The 19,870-nt window shown below is 71.3% G+C and carries 16 protein-coding genes; 5 read left to right on the top strand and 11 right to left on the bottom strand.

The features are described from left to right. Positions 1 to 112: 112 nt before the first annotated feature. Positions 113 to 1,585 (bottom strand): DUF4192 domain-containing protein, encoded by a 1,473-nt coding sequence (locus tag ACFYUS_RS27345; RefSeq protein ID WP_388857419.1) that lies wholly within the window; start codon positions 1,583 to 1,585, stop codon positions 113 to 115. A 142-nt stretch (positions 1,586 to 1,727) separates the two neighbouring features. Here ACFYUS_RS27345 and ACFYUS_RS27340 point away from each other — a divergent pair, with 142 nt between their 5' ends. Together ACFYUS_RS27340 and ACFYUS_RS27335 are read left to right on the top strand one after the other, a co-directional pair. Then, the gene (locus tag ACFYUS_RS27340; protein ID WP_388857416.1) at positions 1,728 to 3,911 is read left to right on the top strand and encodes a RecQ family ATP-dependent DNA helicase; all 2,184 of its coding nucleotides are present in this window, start codon (positions 1,728 to 1,730) and stop codon (positions 3,909 to 3,911) included. Between the two features lie 231 nt (positions 3,912 to 4,142). Continuing rightward, positions 4,143 to 4,772: a hypothetical protein gene (locus ACFYUS_RS27335; protein ID WP_388857413.1), complete on the top strand. Its 630-nt coding sequence runs from the start codon at positions 4,143 to 4,145 to the stop codon at positions 4,770 to 4,772. 83 nt (positions 4,773 to 4,855) lie between these two features. On the opposite strand, the gene ACFYUS_RS27330 is transcribed toward ACFYUS_RS27335, so the two are convergent. From ACFYUS_RS27330 to ACFYUS_RS27320, 3 genes are all read right to left on the bottom strand, one after another. After that, positions 4,856 to 5,482, bottom strand: coding sequence for a hypothetical protein (locus ACFYUS_RS27330; protein WP_388857410.1), 627 nt, complete (start codon positions 5,480 to 5,482; stop codon positions 4,856 to 4,858). A gap of 106 nt (positions 5,483 to 5,588) precedes the next feature. Beyond that, positions 5,589 to 6,299: a ribonuclease HII gene (locus tag ACFYUS_RS27325; RefSeq protein WP_388857407.1), complete on the bottom strand. Its 711-nt coding sequence runs from the start codon at positions 6,297 to 6,299 to the stop codon at positions 5,589 to 5,591. A 140-nt stretch (positions 6,300 to 6,439) separates the two neighbouring features. Continuing rightward, complete coding sequence (locus ACFYUS_RS27320; protein WP_388857404.1) at positions 6,440 to 7,057, bottom strand: TetR/AcrR family transcriptional regulator; 618 nt, start codon at positions 7,055 to 7,057, stop codon at positions 6,440 to 6,442. Between the two features lie 134 nt (positions 7,058 to 7,191). Here ACFYUS_RS27320 and ACFYUS_RS27315 point away from each other — a divergent pair, with 134 nt between their 5' ends. Next, positions 7,192 to 8,745, top strand: a complete 1,554-nt coding sequence (locus ACFYUS_RS27315) for an MFS transporter (protein WP_388857401.1) — start codon at positions 7,192 to 7,194, stop codon at positions 8,743 to 8,745. A 275-nt stretch (positions 8,746 to 9,020) separates the two neighbouring features. Here the strand turns inward: ACFYUS_RS27315 and ACFYUS_RS27310 are convergent, their stop codons facing one another. From ACFYUS_RS27310 to ACFYUS_RS27295, 4 genes are all read right to left on the bottom strand, one after another. Then, positions 9,021 to 9,929 carry an ADP-ribosylglycohydrolase family protein gene (locus ACFYUS_RS27310; protein WP_388857398.1) on the bottom strand — a complete coding sequence of 303 codons (909 nt, stop codon included), beginning with the start codon at positions 9,927 to 9,929 and terminating at the stop codon, positions 9,021 to 9,023. Between the two features lie 12 nt (positions 9,930 to 9,941). Next, positions 9,942 to 10,601, bottom strand: coding sequence for a histidine phosphatase family protein (locus ACFYUS_RS27305; protein WP_388857395.1), 660 nt, complete (start codon positions 10,599 to 10,601; stop codon positions 9,942 to 9,944). Positions 10,602 to 10,680: 79 nt separating this feature from the next. Then, positions 10,681 to 11,286, bottom strand: a complete 606-nt coding sequence (locus ACFYUS_RS27300) for a YdbC family protein (RefSeq protein ID WP_388857392.1) — start codon at positions 11,284 to 11,286, stop codon at positions 10,681 to 10,683. Between the two features lie 42 nt (positions 11,287 to 11,328). Beyond that, positions 11,329 to 12,063, bottom strand: a complete 735-nt coding sequence (locus ACFYUS_RS27295; protein ID WP_388857389.1) for an arylamine N-acetyltransferase — start codon at positions 12,061 to 12,063, stop codon at positions 11,329 to 11,331. A 237-nt stretch (positions 12,064 to 12,300) separates the two neighbouring features. Between ACFYUS_RS27295 and ACFYUS_RS27290 the strand changes: the two genes are divergently transcribed. Next, the gene (locus tag ACFYUS_RS27290) at positions 12,301 to 12,831 is read left to right on the top strand and encodes a TerD family protein (protein WP_388857386.1); all 531 of its coding nucleotides are present in this window, start codon (positions 12,301 to 12,303) and stop codon (positions 12,829 to 12,831) included. A 118-nt stretch (positions 12,832 to 12,949) separates the two neighbouring features. Here the strand turns inward: ACFYUS_RS27290 and ACFYUS_RS27285 are convergent, their stop codons facing one another. Together ACFYUS_RS27285 and nrdR are read right to left on the bottom strand one after the other, a co-directional pair. Further along, on the bottom strand, positions 12,950 to 15,844 hold the full coding sequence (locus tag ACFYUS_RS27285; protein WP_388857383.1) for a vitamin B12-dependent ribonucleotide reductase: 2,895 nt from the start codon (positions 15,842 to 15,844) through the stop codon (positions 12,950 to 12,952). Between the two features lie 173 nt (positions 15,845 to 16,017). Further along, positions 16,018 to 16,524 carry a transcriptional regulator NrdR gene (gene nrdR / locus ACFYUS_RS27280; protein WP_388857379.1) on the bottom strand — a complete coding sequence of 169 codons (507 nt, stop codon included), beginning with the start codon at positions 16,522 to 16,524 and terminating at the stop codon, positions 16,018 to 16,020. A gap of 435 nt (positions 16,525 to 16,959) precedes the next feature. Here nrdR and lexA point away from each other — a divergent pair, with 435 nt between their 5' ends. Next, on the top strand, positions 16,960 to 17,748 hold the full coding sequence (gene lexA, locus ACFYUS_RS27275; RefSeq protein WP_388857376.1) for a transcriptional repressor LexA: 789 nt from the start codon (positions 16,960 to 16,962) through the stop codon (positions 17,746 to 17,748). A 113-nt stretch (positions 17,749 to 17,861) separates the two neighbouring features. Here the strand turns inward: lexA and ACFYUS_RS27270 are convergent, their stop codons facing one another. Then, the gene (locus ACFYUS_RS27270; RefSeq protein WP_388857373.1) at positions 17,862 to 19,835 is read right to left on the bottom strand and encodes an ATP-dependent DNA helicase; all 1,974 of its coding nucleotides are present in this window, start codon (positions 19,833 to 19,835) and stop codon (positions 17,862 to 17,864) included. Between the last annotated feature and the right edge of the window lie 35 nt (positions 19,836 to 19,870).

Here is a 19,870-nt window from a genome sequence, read left to right as displayed (position 1 = left end):
GGGTACGGGGTGCTCTCTGTGCGAACCGGGCGGCCGGCAGGGTGTCGGCGGGACGGTTCGTACGACTCCGCCAGAGAGCTGAACGCGCTCGCGGGCGGCCGGGTCACGGTCGTCATCGGTCGCTCCTGGAACCGCGGTGCCCGCCGTGCCGCGGAGTGCCGCCTCCCGGCCTCGTGGTGGCGGGTCCGGCGGGGCGTACTCCGGCGGTCGCCCGGCGCTCGCTGCCGGCGGTCTGCCGCCCCGGCTTCCGGAGGGCCTGCGTGGTGCCCGGCCTGCGGGTGGCTCGCGTCCGGACCCGTCGTGAGGGCGAGGGGGCCTCCTGCTCCGAGGCCGCCCGGGCGTCCCGCTCGCTCCTCAGGCAGGAGCGGAGCGATTCGGGGTCGAGACCTTCGTTGCACGCCTGGTGCAGCAGCCGGGCGAACACGTACTCGGGGTCGGCGTCGAGTGCGAGTCCGAGGGCGACCCGGGCGGTCGGCTCGTCGCCCAGAGACCAGGCCGTCCAGCCCGCGAGGGTGAGGGGTGCGGCGGCGTGCTCCTGGTAGGGCGTGACACAGCGCCGGGCCAGGACGCGCCAGAGCCGCAGGGCCGCGGTCCCCTCCCAGCCCTCCATCCACTCGGCGACGCGGTCCCGGGTGACCCGGTCCTGCAGGCCGAGGACCAGGGCGGCCGCCTCGTCGGTCGTGATCAGGGCGTCGTCGGCCGCGTCGGCCGCGACCGCGGCACCGGCCCGCAGTCCCGGTACGGCCGGCCGTACCGGGACTGCCGTGCTCAGTGCGCCCGCCGCACCGGTCTGGCCATCGTGAATCCCCGAGCTCTTCGCGCTCAGAGGGACCTGCGGGCTCTTCGGGTCGACGAAGCGGCGAAGGGCCTCACGGGCGAGACGCAGCGTCGCTCCGCGCACCTCCTCCCGCCCCTGGCCTTCGGCGCCTTCGAGGATCCGGGGGACGATCGAGGCCGCCGCCGTGTCGAGGGCGGCCCGCTGTTCCTCGTCCCCGGGCCCGCTGCGCGGCTTCAGCCGGGCCTGCATGTCCTTCAGGGAGCCCCGTACCTGCACTCCGGCGTACGCCGCGGCCGCCGCCATCACCGAGGTGCCGCTGAGTGCGAGCGGGGTGCCGTCCGGCGGGCAGCAGCGCTGGTCGGGACAGCAGTACGAGAAGTACAGCCCGTCGGTGATGCAGAGGGCCTCGTAGACGGGGATGTCGAGGGCGCCGCAGGCGGTCCTGAGGCGCTGTGCGAAGGGCCTCAGCCGCTCCATGACCCTGCGGCCCGTCTCGCCGGGCGCGGGGTCCTGGCACAGGAAGACGACGATGCCGTCCGGCCGTGCGCCGGATCGGGCGCCGCCCTCGACGAGGCACTCCGCGAGGTGATCAGCCGTGGACGGCCACTCCTGGGGCGAGCGCGGGATTCCGAGCCTGACCCGGCCGCCGAAGCGGCCGTGCTCGCCGTGGAGGGCGACCAGGACGACGGAGTCTGTGGGGTGGAAGCCCAGCACGAACGGCAGGGCGTCGGCCAGCTCCGCCGGGCCGCGCAGGGTGATCTGCTGGCGACGGGAGGATGCACTGGTTTCGTGGTGATTCGCGTTCATGGTCAGGACGGTCTCGTGATCTCCCGAAATCCGAAACCCCTGTGGATAACTCCCGGGACGGGGCATTCGCCACCTCGTCGAGTTATCCACAGGTTCGCCGTCTCATTCGCGCGATGTCCGAGGCATCGGGTTGCATGGGGGCATGACCCAAGCAGCCCCGCTGGAAGACCGCGCCGCCCTCCGAGCCGCCGCCGACGCCGTGCTCGCCCGTCTCGTCTCCGACCCGACCGGCAGGGCCAGACTGCGCGAGGACCAGTGGCGGGCCATCGAGGCCCTGGTCGCCGATCGGCGCCGTGCCCTGGTGGTGCAGCGGACCGGCTGGGGCAAGTCGGCCGTGTACTTCGTGGCGACCTCACTGCTCCGCGAGCGCGGCGGCGGCCCGACCGTGATCGTCTCCCCGCTGCTCGCGCTGATGCGCAACCAGGTGGAGGCGGCGGCCCGGGCGGGCATCCGCGCCCGGACGATCAACTCCTCGAACACCGAGGAGTGGGAGACGATCCAGGAGGAGGTGGCCGCCGGCGAGGTGGACGTGCTCCTGGTGAGTCCGGAGCGGCTCAACAATCCCGACTTCCGCGACCAGGTACTGCCACGGCTGGCCGCCGCCACCGGGCTGCTCGTGGTCGACGAGGCGCACTGCATCTCGGACTGGGGCCACGACTTCCGGCCCGACTACCGTCGGCTGCGGACGATGCTGGCCGACCTGCCCTCCGGCGTTCCGGTGCTGGCCACCACGGCGACGGCGAACGCGCGGGTGACGGCCGACGTGGCCGAGCAGCTCGGCACGGGGGCGGGCACGGACGCCCTCGTCCTGCGCGGGCCCCTCGACCGGGAGAGCCTGAGTCTGGGCGTGATCAGACTGCCGGACGCCGCGCACCGGCTGGCCTGGCTCGCCGACCATCTCGGCGAGCTCCCCGGCTCCGGGATCATCTACACGCTGACGGTCGCCGCGGCCGACGAAGTCACCGCCTATCTGCGCCAGTGCGGGCACACCGTGTCCTCCTACACCGGCCGGACGGAGAACGCCGATCGGCAGCAGGCGGAGGACGACCTCCAGGCCAACCGGGTCAAGGCGCTCGTGGCGACTTCGGCGCTCGGCATGGGCTTCGACAAGCCGGACCTGGGTTTCGTGGTGCACCTCGGTTCCCCCTCCTCCCCCATCGCGTACTACCAGCAGGTCGGCCGGGCCGGGCGAGGGGTGGAGCACGCGGAGGTGCTGCTCCTGCCGGGGCAGGAGGACGAGGCGATCTGGCGTTACTTCGCCTCGGTGGCCTTTCCGCCCGAGGAGCAGGTGCGCCGCACGATCGACGTGCTCGCGCAGGCGGGCCGGCCTTTGTCCCTGCCCGCCCTGGAACCGTTGGTCGAGCTGCGCAGGACCCGGCTGGAGACCATGCTCAAGGTCCTGGACGTGGACGGCGCGGTGCGCCGCGTCAAGGGCGGCTGGGAGAGCACCGGTCGGCCCTGGGCGTACGACACCGAGCGGTACGCCTGGGTGGCGCGGCAGCGGTCGGCCGAGCAGCAGGCGATGCGCGACTACGCGGCGGCGACCGGGTGCCGGATGGAGTTCCTACGGCGCCAGCTGGACGACGAGGAGGCCGCTCCGTGCGGTCGCTGCGACAACTGCGCGGGCGCCCGCTTCGACCCGAAGGTGTCGGTGGCGGCGCTGGACGCGGCCAAGGGCGAGCTGGGGCGGCCCGGCGTGGAGGTCGAGCCCCGGAAGATGTGGCCCACCGGGCTCGCCGCGGTCGGGGTCGATCTGAAGGGCCGTATCCCGCCCGGGGAGCAGGCGTTCGGCGGCCGGGCCCTGGGGCGGCTCTCGGACATCGGCTGGGGCAACCGGCTGCGTCCGCTGCTTGCCGACGGCACGCCGGACGGGCCCGTGCCGGACGATGTGGTGCAGGCGGTGGTGCAGGTGCTGGCCGACTGGGCCAAGGGGCCCGGGGGGTGGGCATCCGGGGCGCCGGACGCGCCGGCCCGGCCCGCCGGTGTGGTCACGGTCGCCTCCCACCGCAAGCCGCGTCTGGTGGGCTCGCTCGGACAGCAGATCGCCGAGATCGGCAGGATGCCTTTCCTCGGCGCGGTGGAGTACGCGCCGGAGGCGGAGGGGTTCCGGCTCTCGCGGACCAACAGCGCCCAGCGGGTCGTCGGCCTGCAGCGGACTCTGACGGTCCCTCCGGACCTGGCCGGGCGGCTGGCGGGCGCCGGCGGGCCGGTTCTCCTCGTGGACGATTCCTCCGACACCGGCTGGACGTTGGCGGTGGCGGCGCGGCTGCTGCGGCGCGCCGGAGCGGAAGGGGTGTTTCCGCTGGTGCTCGCCGTCCAGGGGTGAAACGGGTGGGGAAACGGGGAGTGAACAATGAGCAACTGGGCAGGGATATGAAAGGCATACCAACTCATTCCCGTCAGCGGCCTCAATTGCTCGTTGCCGCTCGCGCACGGGCCAGCAAGAATTGGGGAACCGCCCCCGCACGGCTCGTCAGCGGTCCGGAAGGACTGTGCCGTGGTGCGCCCTCACCCGACCTTGCCCGCGCCCAGCGGGCGCGTATCCGAAGGGAGGACCGTGACCCTCGGATTCGCTCCGCCCACAGCCGCCTCGCTCAGATCGTCGTCCGAGTCCGCCAGCCGCCTCGCCCGGATACTCGAGCCCTCGGAGTGGGCCGCGGCCGGAATTCCCTTGCTGCGCAATCCTCGTGAGGTCGTCAGCGGACTGCACTCGCGCCATGCGCCCACGCCCTCGACGGCGGTCCTCGCCGTCCTGGACCACGAGGAGCGGCTCGCCGCCAGTGCCTCGTTCGTCCGCCGTCCCGTCGCGGCGGACGGCTGGGAGTTCCGCAATGCGCTCCTGGCGCATCTGCGGCGGGTCATACCGCACGACCTCCGCAGACGCGCGCCCGTGAGAACCGCGGTCCTGCTGTACTGCCGCGAGGGCGACGAGCGCTGGACGGAGGAGGACGGAGCCTGGATGTGGGGGCTCCGGGACGCCTGCACTCTGCACGGGCTCCGCTGCGGCGCGTACATCACGCTGACCGGAGGGGGCTGGCAGGTGCTCGGCGAGGGTCGCGGTGGCCGTCGGCCGAGCTCCGACTCGCTTCCCGTGCCGCTGGGCGAGGGGCCGACCGACTTCGATCGGCTCACGCCGAGGACCGCGAGCGGCGCGATCGAACCCCTGCGCCGGGCCGCCGCGCGCTGACCGCTCGGGCGGCTCCAGGACTCCGCCGTTCCCCCGCCGGGTCCCCGCCGGGCCCGGTGGGGACCCGGCGGGGGAACGGTCGGTCAGACGCCGGCGCCGACTCCGAGGAGCGCCGTGACGCGCTGCGGGTCACCGCAGACGACGAGCAGCGCGCCCGCGCGGTCCATCGCCGCCGGAAGGGCCCGGGCGGCCGTCTCCTCGTCGCCGCCGTTGACGGCGACGATCACCACGGGGCGGGCGGTGGCCCGCTCCACGGCGGAGGCGCCGGCGAAGAACACGTCGTCGCCGGTGTCCTGCTGGGCCCAGTAGGCGGCCTCACCGAAGGACAGCTCGTGAGCTGCCCACGGGTGCGGGTCGCCGGTGGTGAGCACCAGGATCTCGCCGGGCGCCCGTCCGCTCTCCAGGAGCAGGTCCAGGGCCTCCTCTGCGGCGTCGAGCGCGCCGTCGAGCGGGGCCGGGATCAGCTGCAGCTGCGGGGTGGTGCGCTGGTCGGAACGATTCTCCGGGCGCTTGGCCGGAGACTGCCCGGCACCGGGGTTCGACGCCGGTGCGGCGGGCTTGGGCGGACCGGGGCGTCCGGGACGCGGAGAGGCCGCGGAACGCGGGCCGGGTACGGGACGGGGGGTCGACGCGGGGCGGCCGGCGGCCGCGGTGGCGCGGGGACCCTGGGCGCTCTCGTGAATCTGAGGCTCCTCGGGGATGAGAGGCATGAATGGATGTCTATCAAACGCCGCTGCGCGGAGCACCGGCGGGTGGGCACACATGTGCACCCCGGCCACATGGACGGCCCTTCGGGAGGGCTCCGTGACCGGAAGTTCAGAAGTCGAAGCCGAGTTGGCCCCCGCTTTCCAGCGCGGCCGCCTCGGCGGAGAGGCGGACCTTCTTGAGGTGGCGCCACTGGGGCAGCGCGTCCAGGTACGACCAGGAGAGGCGGTGGTACGGGGTGGGTCCCAGCTCTTCGAGCGCCGCCTTGTGGACCGGCGAAGGGTAGCCCGCGTTGGCCCCGAAGGCGTACGCCGCGTACTGGCCGCCCTCGCCCTCCAGCTCGGCCATGAGGGCGTCGCGCCGGACCTTCGCGATGACGGAGGCCGCCGCGACGGCGATGCAGGACTGGTCGCCCTTGATCACCGTACGGACCTGCCAGGGGCTGCCGAGGTAGTCGTGTTTGCCGTCCAGGATCACCGCGTCGGGCCGCACGGGAAGACCTTCGAGGGCCCGGACGGCCGCGAGCCGCAGCGCCGCGGTCATCCCGAGTTCGTCGATCTCCCGCGGAGAGGCATCACCGAGCGCGTACGCGGTGACCCATCCCTCCAGCTCCGCCGCCAGCGTGTTCCGGCGCTTGGGAGCGAGCAGCTTCGAGTCGGTGAGTCCTTCGGGGGGCTTACGAAGGCCGGTGACGGCCGCGCACACCGTGACGGGGCCGGCCCACGCCCCGCGTCCGACCTCGTCGACCCCGGCGACGATCTTGGCGCCGGTGGTGGCTCGGAGCGACCGCTCGACGGTGTGGGTGGGAGGTTCGTACGGCATGGCGCCAGACAGGTTACGCCGCCTGGCGCCACCCGCGATACCCGGATTCGCCTCGGCGGGCGCCGAAGGCCCGTCCCGCGACACCCGTGAGCGCACCTCGGAGCCCGCCGTCGCCCCGCCCTGGAAGCTCCCGGCCCTGCTCAGGCGCGCAGCAGCGGCACCATGACCCGGTCGATCAATCCGGCGATCTCGCCTTCTGACCATTCGCTTCCGCACACCTTGGAGCGGTACATCATCATGGCGGGGATGACATCGAGGACGAGATCGTCGATGGCGTCGGACCGCACCTCTCCACGCGAGATTCCGCGCTCCAGCACGTCCCGGAAGAGGCGCTTCGAGGGTTCGACCACGCCCGTCTCGATCAGCCCGTGGAAGCGCGCGGCGGACTCCGCATCGCATTCGTGAAGCACGGCCCGCAGGGCGAAGCCGGGCTTGGAGTACATCACCTCCCGGACCCGGCAGCACAGCTCGTACAGGTCCTGACGCACACGGCCGGTGTCGGGAGCCTCGTCGAGCCTCGGCAGTCCGGCCTGGAGGGCGTCCGCGACGAGGTCTTCCTTGGACGGCCACCGCCGGTACACCGCCGCTTTGCCGGTCTGCGCGCCGACCGCGACACCCTCCATCGTGAGGCCGCTCCAGCCGACGCTGCCCAGCTGGTCGAGCGTGGCCTCCAGGATCGCCCGCTCGAGCACGGGACCGCGGCGCCGCAGCACCGCCCCCTCCGGCCGGGCGGCGGCCGTGGAGCGCGAAGTAACCATCAGGATCTCTCCGTTGACGCGATTCGATTCGTCGGCAGCGCTCAGTGAACGGTTGCGTTCACTGAGGGGGACTCACTACCGTTGACGAACAGTGAACGGTGTCGTTCACTAATTCTTCCGTGGGGGGATCCATAGTGACAACTTCTCCGGTGGACACACAGACCAAGGACGCGCCAGCTCGCACCGCAGGTCGGCCGGGTATCGCCTTGACCGTCATCGCCGCCTGCCAGCTGATGGTCGTCCTCGACGCCACCATCGTGAACATCGCACTGCCTCACATCCAGAACGCGCTCTCCTTCTCGACCACCGACCTGTCGTGGGTGCTCAGCGCCTACACGCTCACCTTCGGCGGGCTCCTGCTGCTCGGCGGACGTGCCGGCGACATCCTCGGCCGCCGCCGGGTGTTCATGGCGGGCATCCTGCTCTTCACCTTCGCGTCGCTGCTCGGCGGCTTCGCCCAGGAACCGTGGCAGCTGCTCGCCGCACGGGCCTTGCAGGGCGTGGGCGGCGCGATCGCCTCGCCCACCTCGCTCGCGCTGATCACCACGACGTTCCCCGAAGGACCGGAGCGCAACCGGGCGTTCGGCGTGTTCGCCGCGGTCTCCGCCGGTGGTGGCGCGATCGGCCTGCTCGCCGGCGGAGCGCTCACGGAGTGGCTCGACTGGCGCTGGGTCTTCTTCGTCAACGTGCCGATCGGGCTGCTGATCGCCTTCCTGACCCCGCGCTACATCGCGGAGTCCGAGCGCCACCCGGGCCGGTTCGACATCGCGGGCGCCGCGACGTCGACGCTGGGCATGGCGGCGCTGGTCTACGGGTTCATCCGGGCGTCCGGGGAAGGGTGGAAGGACGGCCTGACCATCGGCTCCTTCGCCGCCGCGGTGGTCCTGCTCGTGGCGTTCGCCGTGGTGGAGTCGCGGGCCAGGGAACCGATCACGCCGCTGCGGATGTTCGCGGACCGCAACCGCTCGGGCACGTACGTCATCATGCTCAGCCTGTCGTCCGCGATGTTCGGGATGTTCTTCTTCATCGTGCTGTGGGTGCAGAACGTCCTGGGCTACAGCCCGGTCCAAGCCGGACTGGCGTTCCTTCCGGTGACCGTCGCGATCGGCCTCGGCGCGGGCCTCGCCCAGCGTCTGCTGCCGGTCCTCGGGCCCAAGCCGTTCATGGTGACCGGCGCGACGCTCACCGGCGTCGGCCTCTTCTGGCTGACGTTCATCTCGTCGGACAGCAGTTACGTCGCCGGCGTGCTCGGCCCGATGGTCGTGTTCGGCTGCGGTATGGGCCTGAACTTCGTGACGCTCACGCTCACGGCCGTCTCCGGAGTGGCCCAGCACGAGGCGGGTGCCGCTTCGGGCCTGCTCAACGCGACCCAGCAGGTCGGCGGCTCGCTCGGCCTCTCCATCCTGGTCACCGTCTTCGGCACGGCCGGCCGCGAGGAGAGCGAGAAGCAGCTGCCGGACTTCCTCGCGCACGCGACGCCCGAGCAGCAGGCCGAGGCCCTGAAGGCGAAGGAGCTGCCCGCGCCCTGGGGCCACGAGGTGCTGACCTCCGGCATCTCCTCGGCCTTCACGGCGGCCATCGGCATGGTGCTGATCGCGTTGGTCACGGCCGTCCTGGTGATCCGGGTCCGCAAGAGCGACCTGGAAGCCCTGAGCGGCCGCGCCGAGGCCGCGGGCCCGATGGCCTGACCACGCGCGCGCGTACCCGGGCCGCGGGCTCGCCACACACGCGTACCCGACCAAGGTCCTGATCACGCGCACGTACCGGGCCGAGAACCCGACCACGCGCGCGCACCCGGGCCAAGAGGCTCACCACGCGCGCGTACCCGGCCAGAAGGGCCGCCCACACGCGCGTACCCGGGTCCGTGGCCCGAGCCCGCCGCGTACCCGGAACCGCCCCAGGCCCGTGCACGCGCCGGTGTCCCCCGGATCCCGCTCGGGGATCCGGGGGACACCGTGCCGTTTCAGGCCGTCCCGTCCGGGACCCACCCCGGAAGGTCCTCGGTCTGCCGCAGCCAGTCCGCCGGGGGCGCACCGGTGGCGGCGGAGGCGACCACTCCTCCGGCGATGGCGCAGGTCGTGTCGACGTCGCCACCCACCTGCGCGGTCGTCCAGAACACCCGCTCGAAGTCGCCGAGCCCGCGCGCGGCCGACCAGAGCGCGAAGGGGACCGTGTCGTGGGCGCTCGTCCGGCGACCGCTGCCGAGCACCGCGGCGACCGTGTTCGCGTCGCCGTAGTCGAGCATGTCGCGGGCCCTGCGCAGGCCCGCCCCGACCGCGCTGCGCGGCACGAGGGCGATGACCCCGTCGAGCAGTGCCTCGGGCGTGGGCGGCCCGGCCGGGTCGGCGGCGATCGCGGCCGCGGCGGCGACGGCCATGGCGCCCACCACGGCTTCCCGGTGCTGGTGGGTGGTGTACGCGGAGATCTCGGCCTGGTGTGTCGCCTGCTCCGGGTCGTCGGCGTACCAGGCTCCCAGCGGGGCGATCCGCATCGCGGCGCCGTTGCCCCAGGATCCCTGCCCGTTGAAGAGCGCGGCGGCCAGCTCCCGCCAGTCGCCACCCTCCCGGATGAGCCGGAGCATCCGGTTGACCGCCGGGCCGTAGCCCCGGTCGAAGTCGTGGTGCTGTGCGAAGGACAGGGCCAGGGCGTCCTGGTCGATCCGGCTGTGGTGGACGAGGACGGCCAGGACGGAGCAGGCCATCTCGGTGTCATCGGTCCACTGCCAGGGGCCGGCGGGCAGCTCGCGCCGCTTCAGCAGGGGGTAGTGGGCGGGTACGAAGAACTGGGAGCCCAGGGCGTCTCCCACGGACAGCCCGCGCAGGCTGGCCAGGGCGCGGTCGAAGCGCCGGTCGGGTGAGGAGTCAGCGGTCATCGGTCTGCCACTCTATCCGGTGGGGCCGTACGGTTCCGGGGTACGCCAGCGTTCGAACGGCCTGTCCAGGCGGTATCTGCCGTCCTCGCCGAGGAGGAGCGTGCGGGTCTCGGCGTTGCCGGGGTTGGACAGCGACTCGAAGTCGGCAACGGTCCAGTGGAACCAGCGCATGCAGAACAGTCGCATGGTCAGCCCGTGGGTGACCAGCAGGACGTTGGGCGGATGGTCGGGGGCCTCGAAGCTGCGGTACAGGCTCTCCAGGAAGGCGCCGACGCGGTCGTAGACATCGGCACCGGACTCGCCCTGGGCGAAGCGGTAGAAGAAGTGCCCGTACGCGTCCCGGTAGGCCTTCTGCAGGCGTACGTCCTCCCGCTCCTGCCAGTTGCCCCAGTCCTGCTCCCGCAGCCTCGGCTCCTCCCGCACCCGGACCTGCTCCGCGGGGAGCCGGAAGGCCTGGAGGGTCTCGTGGGTGCGGCGGTACGGCGAGACGTACACGCTGACCGGTTCCTCCCCGAAGAGCTCCCGCAGCCGCTCCCCCGTCTCCTCCGCCTGCCGCCACCCGGTCCCGGTCAGCCTCAGGGCGTGGTCGGGCTCCCGTTCGTACACCGTGTCATCGACATTGCCCTCGGACTCTCCGTGCCGTACGAGAACGATGCGCCGCGGTCTTGCCATACCCCGACCCTAGTTCGCCGCTCTCCGGCGGGCTCAGCCGAGGCGGCGCCCGAAGCCCATCCGGGGAAGATCGGCGGGCTCAGACCGTCCAGGACGGTTCGAGCTGCACCACGTCCCCGTTCAGGGCCGCCACGTCGGCCGCGGTACGGGCCCGCAGCCCGAGCCGCTCCACGCGCTCGACCCGGTACTTTCCGTGCTCGGCGGCGGACTGCCACATCGAGAGCACCAGGAACTCGCTGCCGGGCGCTTCACCGAACAGGCCCCGGAGCATGCCGGGGGACCCGGCCATGGCCGGGTTCCACACCTTCTCCTGCATGAGCGCGAAGTGCTCGGCCCGGTCCTCGTGGACCCGGCAGTGCGCCACCCGTGCCACGTCGGCGTCGGCGAAGCGCGGCTCGAAGCCGGTCTTCACGTCGAAGCGGTGGTCGAAGAGCTTGACCTGGCTGTCCTTGAACGTGCCCACCTGCGCGGCCGCGAGACGGTCGTGCGACCGCGCCATGAACGAGTCGTAGAAAGCCCGGCTCTCCCAGAACGCGAAGATGTGGGCGACGTCCGGGCGACCCCGACTCCACCCGCCGCCCTGGCCCCGGAATCCCGGCTCACCGAGCAGCCCCGCCCATTTCCGCTGCCCCCGCTCGAACCCTCGACGGTCGACCACGGTGCAGCGAATCCACTTGACCAGCACCGCGCCATCGTACGGGGCCGGAGAGCGCCCCGGCAGACCCCGTCAGACTCCCGCTGCCTGCAGTCGCTCCAGGCCCTCGCGCTCCTCGGCGTCCAGTTCGATCCCGAAATCGGCCTCCAGAACCGCCGCCAACTCGACGGCATCCACGGCCCGTTCCTCGGCGGATCCGTCCGTGTGCACGATCGAAAGCGTCTCGCGCAGCAGGGATCTGCGCACCTCCGCGCCGGGCCGCTGGACCACGACCTGGCCGAGGAAACGCGACAGCGGATGGCTGGAGCTGTAGTGGTTCATGATGACGAAGTCCCCCGGGTAGAGGCGCTGCGGCGAGAACGCGTACAGATCGGTCCAGCCCTCCGGCCGCAGCGAACGCAGCACGTGGACGCCCTCGTCCTCGACGCCGATCCCGAACGTCCAGCCGCTCTGCTCCACGCGCGCGCCGTCCCGCAGCGGCACGGGCTCCAGCACCCCCTGCCAGCCGAACCCGACGTCGGCGAGCCACTGTTCGCCCTCGATCGTGACGACGAGCAGCGCGTGGGTGATGGGCGTCAGCGCCGGGCCCCGCGAGCGGACTCTGGCCCCGCGGCCGGCCACCTGGAAGCCGATCCTCTCGAGAGCCGCCGCGAAGAGGGAGTTCTGCTCGTAGCAGTAGCCTCCCCTGCGCCGCTCGACGAGCTTGCCCTGAATGCTCTTCAGATCCAGCGGGATCGACCGGCCGAGGGCCACGTCGAGGTTCTCGAAGGGAACGGCCCCGACGTGCGCCCGGTGAAGGGCCGTCAAGGTCCGCAGATCAGCGGCGAGTTCTCCGTCCCGTCCGCTGTCGTATCCGATTCTGGCCAGATATGCGTCGAGATCCAGCTCGTCACCGCTCCACAAACCGCTCTCCCCCTCAAGCGTCGGGTCCTCTGTCGTAGGCACATGACACCATGAGCAATCGGCCCACGACCACGAACTTTTGAGCGGTCGACGGTACGAGGCGAGGCGTGCGCGGGGGCGTGCGCGGAGAGGGGAAGCACCATGAGCGGACTCAACAAAGGGGTGGGGCGCGTCGAGGTCACGCTCAAGTGGGACCCCGCCCCGGCCGGCGCACCGGCGCACGACCTGGATCTCGTCGCCGGGGTCTTCACCACCGGCGACCCGCACGGCGCTCCGGCCCATCTGGTGCACTTCGGGAGCCGCTCCCCCGACGGCACGATCACGCTTCACCGCGACAGTCGCACGGGCCAGGGATTCGGTTACGACGAGGCCATGACGCTGGAGCTGGACCGGCTGGACCCGCGGTACGCGCGCGTGGTGGTGGGCGTGGCCATACAGCAGGGCGGCGGGCGGCTGACCTTCGGCGACATAGCGAACACGGGCATACGGGTCCGCGAGGGCTACACCGACCTGCTGACCCACGACTTCACGGACGTCCCCGGGGCCCGCTCGGCGACGGTCGTCGAGTTCACCCGCGACGGAGCGGACGGCTGGTCGTACCGCTCGATCAGCCGCGGCTTCGACGCCGACCCGCAGGCCTTCGGCACGCTCCTGGGCTCCGCGGCGTCCTGAGCGCCCCACCGACCATGCGAAAAGGGGCGCCGACCGATGGTCGACGCCCCCTCACGGGCGATCGGAGAGCCGATCCGGTGCGCTCAGCGGCTCCCGCCGCTCAGCGCACCGGCCGCCGTCAGCTGCAGCCGCTGGTCGAGCCGCAGCCCTCGCAGATGTAGCAGGAGCCGGCCCGCTGCATCTTCGTGCCGCAGGAGAAGCAGAGCGGGGCGTCGGCGCTGATGCCGAGCTGCATCTCGACGAGTTCCGCGGAGGTGTGGGCCTGCTTCGGGGCCGGGACCTCGACCTTCGGGGCCGGGGGCGCGACGGCCTTCAGCTCCTGGGTGCGGGGCGCGGACTGGGCCAGGGCCTCGACGTCGACGTCCTCGTCGTCGGGCTGCTCGTACGAGCCGGTGTCCAGGTGGCGCTGGCGCTCCTCGGCCGAGTGGATGCCGAGGGCGGAGCGGGTCTCGAAGGGCAGGAAGTCCAGCGCCAGGCGGCGGAAGATGTAGTCGACGATCGACTGCGCCATCCGCACGTCCGGGTCGTCCGTCATGCCGGCCGGCTCGAAGCGCATGTTGGTGAACTTCGAGACGTAGGTCTCGAGCGGGACGCCGTACTGCAGGCCGACGGAGACGGCGATGGAGAAGGCGTCCATCATGCCGGCGAGGGTGGAGCCCTGCTTGGACATCTTCAGGAAGACCTCGCCGAGACCGTCGTCCGGGTAGGAGTTGGCGGTCATGTAGCCCTCGGCGCCACCGACGGTGAAGGAGGTGGTGATCCCCGGGCGGCCCTTGGGGAGGCGCTTGCGGACCGGGCGGTACTCGACGACCTTCTCGACGGCCTCGCGGATCGTCGCCTCGGACTTCGCGGTGACCTCGGCCTTCTCGTCCTCCTTCTTCTTGGCGGAGAGCGGCTGGCCGACCTTGCAGTTGTCGCGGTAGATCGCGAGCGCCTTGACGCCCATCTTCCAGGCCTCGAAGTAGACCTCCTCGACGTCCTCGACCGTGGCCGTCTCCGGCAGGTTCACGGTCTTGGAGAGGGCGCCCGAGATCCACGGCTGGATGGCGGCCATCATGCGGACGTGGCCCATCGCGGAGATGGAGCGCTCGCCCATGGCGCAGTCGAAGACCTCGTAGTGCTCGGTCTTCAGGCCGGGAGCGTCGACCACGTTGCCGTGCTCGGCGATGTGGGCGACGATCGCCTCGATCTGCTCCTCGTGGTAGCCCAGGCGGCGCAGGGCCTGCGGGACGGTGCCGTTGACGATCTGCATCGAGCCGCCGCCGACGAGCTTCTTGAACTTGACCAGGGCGAGGTCGGGCTCGAGGCCGGTGGTGTCGCAGGACATCGCGAGACCGATGGTGCCGGTGGGGGCGATGACCGAGGCCTGGGCGTTGCGGAAGCCGTTCTTGGCGCCGAGGCGGACGACGTCCTGCCAGGCCTCCGTGGCGGCGGCCCAGATCGGCGAGTCGAGGTCGTCGAAGCGGACGGCCTTGGTGTTCTCGTCGGCGTGCTGCTGCATGACGCGCTGGTGCGGCTCGGCGTTGAGGGCGTAGCCGTCGTACGCGCCGACGACCGCGGCGAGTTCGGCGGAGCGCTTGTACGAGGTGCCGGTCATCAGGGAGGTGATGGCGCCGGCCAGGGCGCGGCCGCCGTCGGAGTCGTACGCGTGGCCGGTCGCCATCAGCAGGGCGCCGAGGTTGGCGTAGCCGATGCCGAGCTGGCGGAAGGCGCGGGTGTTCTCGCCGATCTTCTGGGTGGGGAAGTCGGCGAAGCAGATGGAGATGTCCATCGCGGTGATGACGAGCTCGACGACCTTGGCGAAGCGCTCGACGTCGAAGGACTGGTTGCCCTTGCCGTCGTCCTTGAGGAACTTCATCAGGTTCAGCGAGGCGAGGTTGCAGGACGTGTTGTCCAGGTGCATGTACTCGCTGCACGGGTTCGAGCCGTTGATGCGGCCGGACTCGGGGCAGGTGTGCCAGTGGTTGATCGTGTCGTCGTACTGGATGCCCGGGTCGGCACAGGCCCACGCGGCCTCGGCCATCTTGCGGAAGAGCGCCTTGGCGTCGACCTCCTCGATGACCTCGCCGGTCATGCGGGCGCGCAGGCCGAACTTCCCGCCGGACTCGACGGCCTTCATGAACTCGTCGTTCACGCGGACGGAGTTGTTGGCGTTCTGGTACTGGACGGACGTGATGTCGTCGCCGCCCAGGTCCATGTCGAAGCCCGCGTCGCGGAGGGCGCGGATCTTCTCCTCCTCCTTGACCTTGGTCTCGATGAAGTCCTCGATGTCGGGGTGGTCGACGTCGAGGATGACCATCTTGGCCGCGCGGCGGGTGGCGCCGCCCGACTTGATCGTTCCCGCGGAGGCGTCGGCGCCGCGCATGAAGGAGACCGGACCGGAGGCGTTGCCGCCGGAGGAGAGCAGCTCCTTGGAGGAGCGGATGCGGGAGAGGTTCAGGCCGGCGCCGGAGCCGCCCTTGAAGATCATGCCTTCTTCCTTGTACCAGTCGAGGATGGACTCCATGGAGTCGTCGACGGACAGGATGAAGCAGGCGGAGACCTGCTGGGGCTGCGGCGTGCCGACGTTGAACCAGACCGGCGAGTTGAAGCTGAAGATCTGGTGCAGGAGGGCGTAGGCCAGCTCGTGCTCGAAGATCTCGGCGTCGGCGGGCGAGGCGAAGTAGCCGTAGTCCTCGCCGGCCTTCGTGTACGTCTTCACGATCCGGTCGATGAGCTGCTTGAGACCGGTCTCGCGCTGCGGGGTGCCGACCGCACCGCGGAAGTACTTGCTGGTGACGATGTTGACCGCGTTCACCGACCAGAAGTCGGGGAACTCGACGCCACGCTGCTCGAAGTTGATCGAGCCGTCGCGCCAGTTGGTCATGACGACGTCACGGCGCTCCCAGGCCACCTCGTCGTACGGATGCACGCCGGGGGTGGTGTGGATGCGCTCGATACGCAGGCCCTTGCTCGCCGACTTGGCTCCCTTGGTGCGGGAACCACGTGCCGGGCCGCTCGCCGTCTCTGTCATGCCGCCTCCCATATAAGGGCAAAACACTCTTTGGCACCCAGATAGTCCCAGGGCACCATCTTCTGTACGTCTTTCTGTACTGCTGCCACAGGGACCGCAGGGGTCACCCGGGGCACGTCTACCAGGCCGCACGGCGGCCGGTCGCCGGGCCGTCGAGCGGCCCGGACCGCCGATCAGTCGGCGGCGGTGGCGGGAACGGGGACCTCGGGGGTCGCACCGGTCCCGTTCTCAGCGGGAGGCCGCACGCGGAGTTCCGCGATGGCGGCCTCGAAGTCTTCGAGGCTGTCGAAAGCCTTGTACACGGACGCGAAGCGCAGGTACGCGACGAGGTCGAGCTCCTGCAGGGGGCCGAGGATGGCCAGGCCCACGTCGTGGGTGGTCAGCTCGGCGCTCCCGGTGGCGCGCACCGCCTCCTCGACCCGCTGGCCGAGCATGGCGAGGGCGTCCTCCGTGACCGGTCGCCCCTGGCACGCCTTGCGAACGCCGGAGATGACCTTGGTACGGCTGAAGGGCTCGGTGACGCCGGAGCGCTTCACCACCATGAGCGAGCACGTCTCCACCGTCGTGAAACGACGGGAGCAGTCGGGGCACTGGCGGCGGCGTCGGATCGACGTCCCGTCGTCGGTGGTGCGACTGTCGACGACACGGCTGTCGGGGTGCCTGCAGAAGGGGCAGTGCATTGGTTCCGACCCTCCTCACGGCACGACTGACGAGCCTCGCACGGCCCGTCAAGGCCTTGCGAAGCGACCACCAGCATAGGCGATACGAGCACCCCCGGCAGACCGGGACCACTATCCCTGGGTGGTCGATGCCATCCAACCACTAGATCTTGGGTTGAGGCGGTTTCGAACCCTCCGCGTGTCGCGACGCGGGCGCTGCCCCGGATTCAGGCCTCCGGGTGCGACATTGGGGGGTGCACCGGTTGCGCGCGGCCCAGCGGCGAAGGCTACCTTAACGACCGATTTGGGACAGCGGTACAAGCGTGCTCATACACCCCCACACATACGCGCGTAAGGCAATTCGCGAATTTTCACTCGAACGTGTGTTTGGCGCAACCTTTCGAAAGCCACTACCGTTGTGCCAGCCAGGGAGACCATTCGAGAGGGGCCGACGACGTGACCACCACCGCAGACAGTGCCACCATCACCGCCCAGGACCGCTCCCAGGGCCGACTCGAGCCGGTGCACGCCATGAACGACGTAAGCATGAACGGCGAGGAGCCCGGGCGACCCGCCCGCGCCCTCCCCGGGCGACCTCCAGGCATCCGCGCCGACAGCTCCGGTCTCACGGACCGGCAGCGCAGGGTCATCGAAGTCATCCGCGACTCGGTCCAGCGGCGCGGCTACCCGCCGTCGATGCGGGAGATCGGTCAGGCCGTCGGCCTCTCCAGCACCTCCTCCGTGGCGCACCAGCTCATGGCGCTGGAGCGCAAGGGCTTCCTCCGTCGCGACCCGCACCGGCCCCGCGCGTACGAGGTCCGCGGCTCCGACCAGCCGAGCACCCAGCCGACGGACACCACCGGCAAGCCGGCCGCGTCGTACGTCCCGCTGGTCGGCCGGATCGCGGCCGGTGGCCCGATCCTGGCCGAGGAGTCCGTCGAGGACGTCTTCCCCCTCCCCCGCCAGCTGGTCGGCGACGGCGAGCTGTTCGTCCTGAAGGTCGTCGGCGACTCGATGATCGAGGCCGCCATCTGTGACGGGGACTGGGTCACCGTCCGCCGCCAGCCCGTCGCGGAGAACGGCGACATCGTCGCCGCGATGCTCGACGGCGAGGCCACCGTCAAGCGCTTCAAGCGTGAGGACGGCCACGTCTGGCTGCTTCCGCACAACTCGGCGTACCAGCCCATCCCCGGCGACGAGGCCACCATCCTCGGCAAGGTCGTGGCGGTGCTGCGGCGGGTGTGACCCTCCCCGTCGGCTCTGACCGGGCCCCGGGACCCCCTGCGCCGGTCCCGGGGCCCTGCCGTGTCCTGGCACGAAGGAAATCCGTCGGACAGGACGCTCCGGGCCTCCGCTGTCTAGGCCCCCGTCGTCTTCGAGGCGGCGTCGATGGCCGCGAGCGACTTCCGTACCTGGTTGCGGTCCGTGGTGTACCAGAAGTCGGGCAGTGAAGCCTTCAGATAGCTGCCGTAGCGGGCCGTGGCCAGCCGGGGATCGAGGACCGCCACGACCCCCCGGTCACCGGTGGCCCGCACCAGTCGGCCGGCGCCCTGGGCCATCAGCAAGGCCGCGTGGGTCGCCGCGACCGCCATGAAGCCGTTGCCCCCGGCCTCCTCGACGGCCTTCTGCCGGGCACTCATCAGCGGGTCGTCCGGGCGCGGGAACGGGATCTTGTCCATGACGACCAGCTGACAGCTGGGCCCCGGGACGTCCACCCCCTGCCAGAGCGACAGCGTGCCGAAGAGACAGGTCTTCGGATCGGCCGCGAAGTTCTTGATCAGCTCGCCCAGCGTGTCCTCGCCCTGGAGCAGGATCGGCAGCTCCGGGACCCGGGTCCGCAGTTCCTCCGCCGCCTGCTGCGCCGCGCGCATGGAGGAGAAGAGACCGAGGGTCCGCCCGCCGGCCGCCTGCATGAGCTCGGTGAGCTCGTCGAGCATGTCGCCCCGCTGCCCGTCGCGCGCGGGCTTCGAGAGGTGCTTGGCGACGTACAGGATGCCCTGCTTCGGATAGTCGAACGGGGAACCGACGTCGATGCCCTTCCAGACGGGCAGGTCGTCTCCTGTGGTGCCCTCGGGGGCCAGCCCGAGAGAGGCCCCGACCCCGTTGAAGTCGCCGCCTAGCTTGAGCGTGGCCGAGGCGAGCACCACAGACCGCTCCGTGAACAGCTTCTCCCGCAGCAGCCCGGAAACGGTCAGCGGCGCGACCCGCAGCGAGGCACCGAACCGGTCGTGACGCTCGTACCAGACGACGTCGTACTCGGAACCGTGGGTGATCCGCTCCGCGACGCCGTGCACGGTCTCCACGGACGCCATCGCCTGCTTGCGGACCGCGTCCTCGTCCTGCACGGACCGGTCCCGGGTGTTGCCCAGGGCCGTGATCACGGCGCGGGCCGCGTCCCGCAGGGCCATCAACGCGTACGCGAGGTCCTCCGGGACCTCCTCCAGGCGGCCCGGCAGCGCCAGCTCCATGACGCGCTCGAAGCCCTCCGCCGCCGTCTGCAGCTGATCGGCCGTCTTCTCGTCCACGAGCTTCGCGGCCCGGCGCACCGCACGGTTGACCTGGCCCGGCGTGAGCTCGCCGGTGGCGACACCCGTGACGCGGGAGACCAGCTCGTGGGCCTCGTCGACGATCAGCACCTCGTGCTGCGGGAGCACCGGGGCGCCCTCGATGGCGTCGATGGCGAGCAGGGCGTGGTTGGTGACGACGACGTCCGCGAGCTTGGCACGCTCGCGGGCCGCCTCGGCGAAGCACTCCGGCCCGTACGCGCACTTGCTCGCGCCGAGGCACTCCCGGGAGGAGACCGAGACCTGGGCCCAGGCCTTGTCGGACACGCCCGGCGTCAGGTCGTCCCGGTCGCCGGTCTCCGTCTCGTCCGACCAGTCCCGCAGCCGCAGCAGGTCCTGGCCCAGCTTGCTCGTGGGCGCGGCCGCCTCGAAGGGGTCGAAGAGGCCCTCCTCCTCGTCCTGCGGGACGCCTTCGTGGAGCCGGTGCAGACAGAGGTAGTTCGACCGGCCCTTGAGCATGGCGAACTGCGGCCGGCGGCGCAGCTGCGGATGCAGCGCGTCGACCGTCCGGGGAAGATCGCGCTCGACGAGCTGGCGCTGGAGCGCCAGGGTGGCCGTGGCCACCACCACCCGCTCGCCCTGGGCCAGCGCCGGCACGAGATAGCCGAGCGACTTGCCCGTGCCGGTGCCGGCCTGGACGAGGAGGTGGGAGTTGTCGTCGATGGCCTCGGCCACGGCCTCGGCCATGGTGACCTGGCCGGGCCGCTCCGTGCCGCCGACGGCGGTGACGGCGGCGTGGAGGAGGTCGGGGAGGGATGGCTTCGTCATAGCCCTTCCAGCCTACGGGGCGGCACTGACAGTCG

The organism is Streptomyces sp. NPDC004284, from assembly GCF_042874035.1.
Taxonomy (GTDB): domain Bacteria; phylum Actinomycetota; class Actinomycetes; order Streptomycetales; family Streptomycetaceae; genus Streptomyces.
Note: the sequence above shows the minus strand (reverse complement) of the source record. Positions and strands in the feature narration are given on the sequence as shown.

Excerpts from the sequence above, each read along its gene's own strand:
- ACFYUS_RS27310 (WP_388857398.1), bottom strand. The coding sequence starts at position 9,929 with ATGACCGCTGACTCCTCACCCGACCGGCGCTTCGACCGCGCCCTGGCC.
- ACFYUS_RS27345 (WP_388857419.1), bottom strand. The coding sequence starts at position 1,585 with ATGAACGCGAATCACCACGAAACCAGTGCATCCTCCCGTCGCCAGCAG.
- ACFYUS_RS27330 (WP_388857410.1), bottom strand. The coding sequence starts at position 5,482 with ATGCCTCTCATCCCCGAGGAGCCTCAGATTCACGAGAGCGCCCAGGGT.
- nrdR (WP_388857379.1), bottom strand. The coding sequence starts at position 16,524 with ATGCACTGCCCCTTCTGCAGGCACCCCGACAGCCGTGTCGTCGACAGT.
- ACFYUS_RS27285 (WP_388857383.1), bottom strand. The coding sequence starts at position 15,844 with ATGACAGAGACGGCGAGCGGCCCGGCACGTGGTTCCCGCACCAAGGGA.
- ACFYUS_RS27305 (WP_388857395.1), bottom strand. The coding sequence starts at position 10,601 with ATGGCAAGACCGCGGCGCATCGTTCTCGTACGGCACGGAGAGTCCGAG.
- ACFYUS_RS27320 (WP_388857404.1), bottom strand. The coding sequence starts at position 7,057 with ATGGTTACTTCGCGCTCCACGGCCGCCGCCCGGCCGGAGGGGGCGGTG.
- ACFYUS_RS27270 (WP_388857373.1), bottom strand. The coding sequence starts at position 19,835 with ATGACGAAGCCATCCCTCCCCGACCTCCTCCACGCCGCCGTCACCGCC.
- ACFYUS_RS27290 (WP_388857386.1), top strand. The coding sequence starts at position 12,301 with ATGAGCGGACTCAACAAAGGGGTGGGGCGCGTCGAGGTCACGCTCAAG.
- ACFYUS_RS27325 (WP_388857407.1), bottom strand. The coding sequence starts at position 6,299 with ATGCCGTACGAACCTCCCACCCACACCGTCGAGCGGTCGCTCCGAGCC.
- ACFYUS_RS27340 (WP_388857416.1), top strand. The coding sequence starts at position 1,728 with ATGACCCAAGCAGCCCCGCTGGAAGACCGCGCCGCCCTCCGAGCCGCC.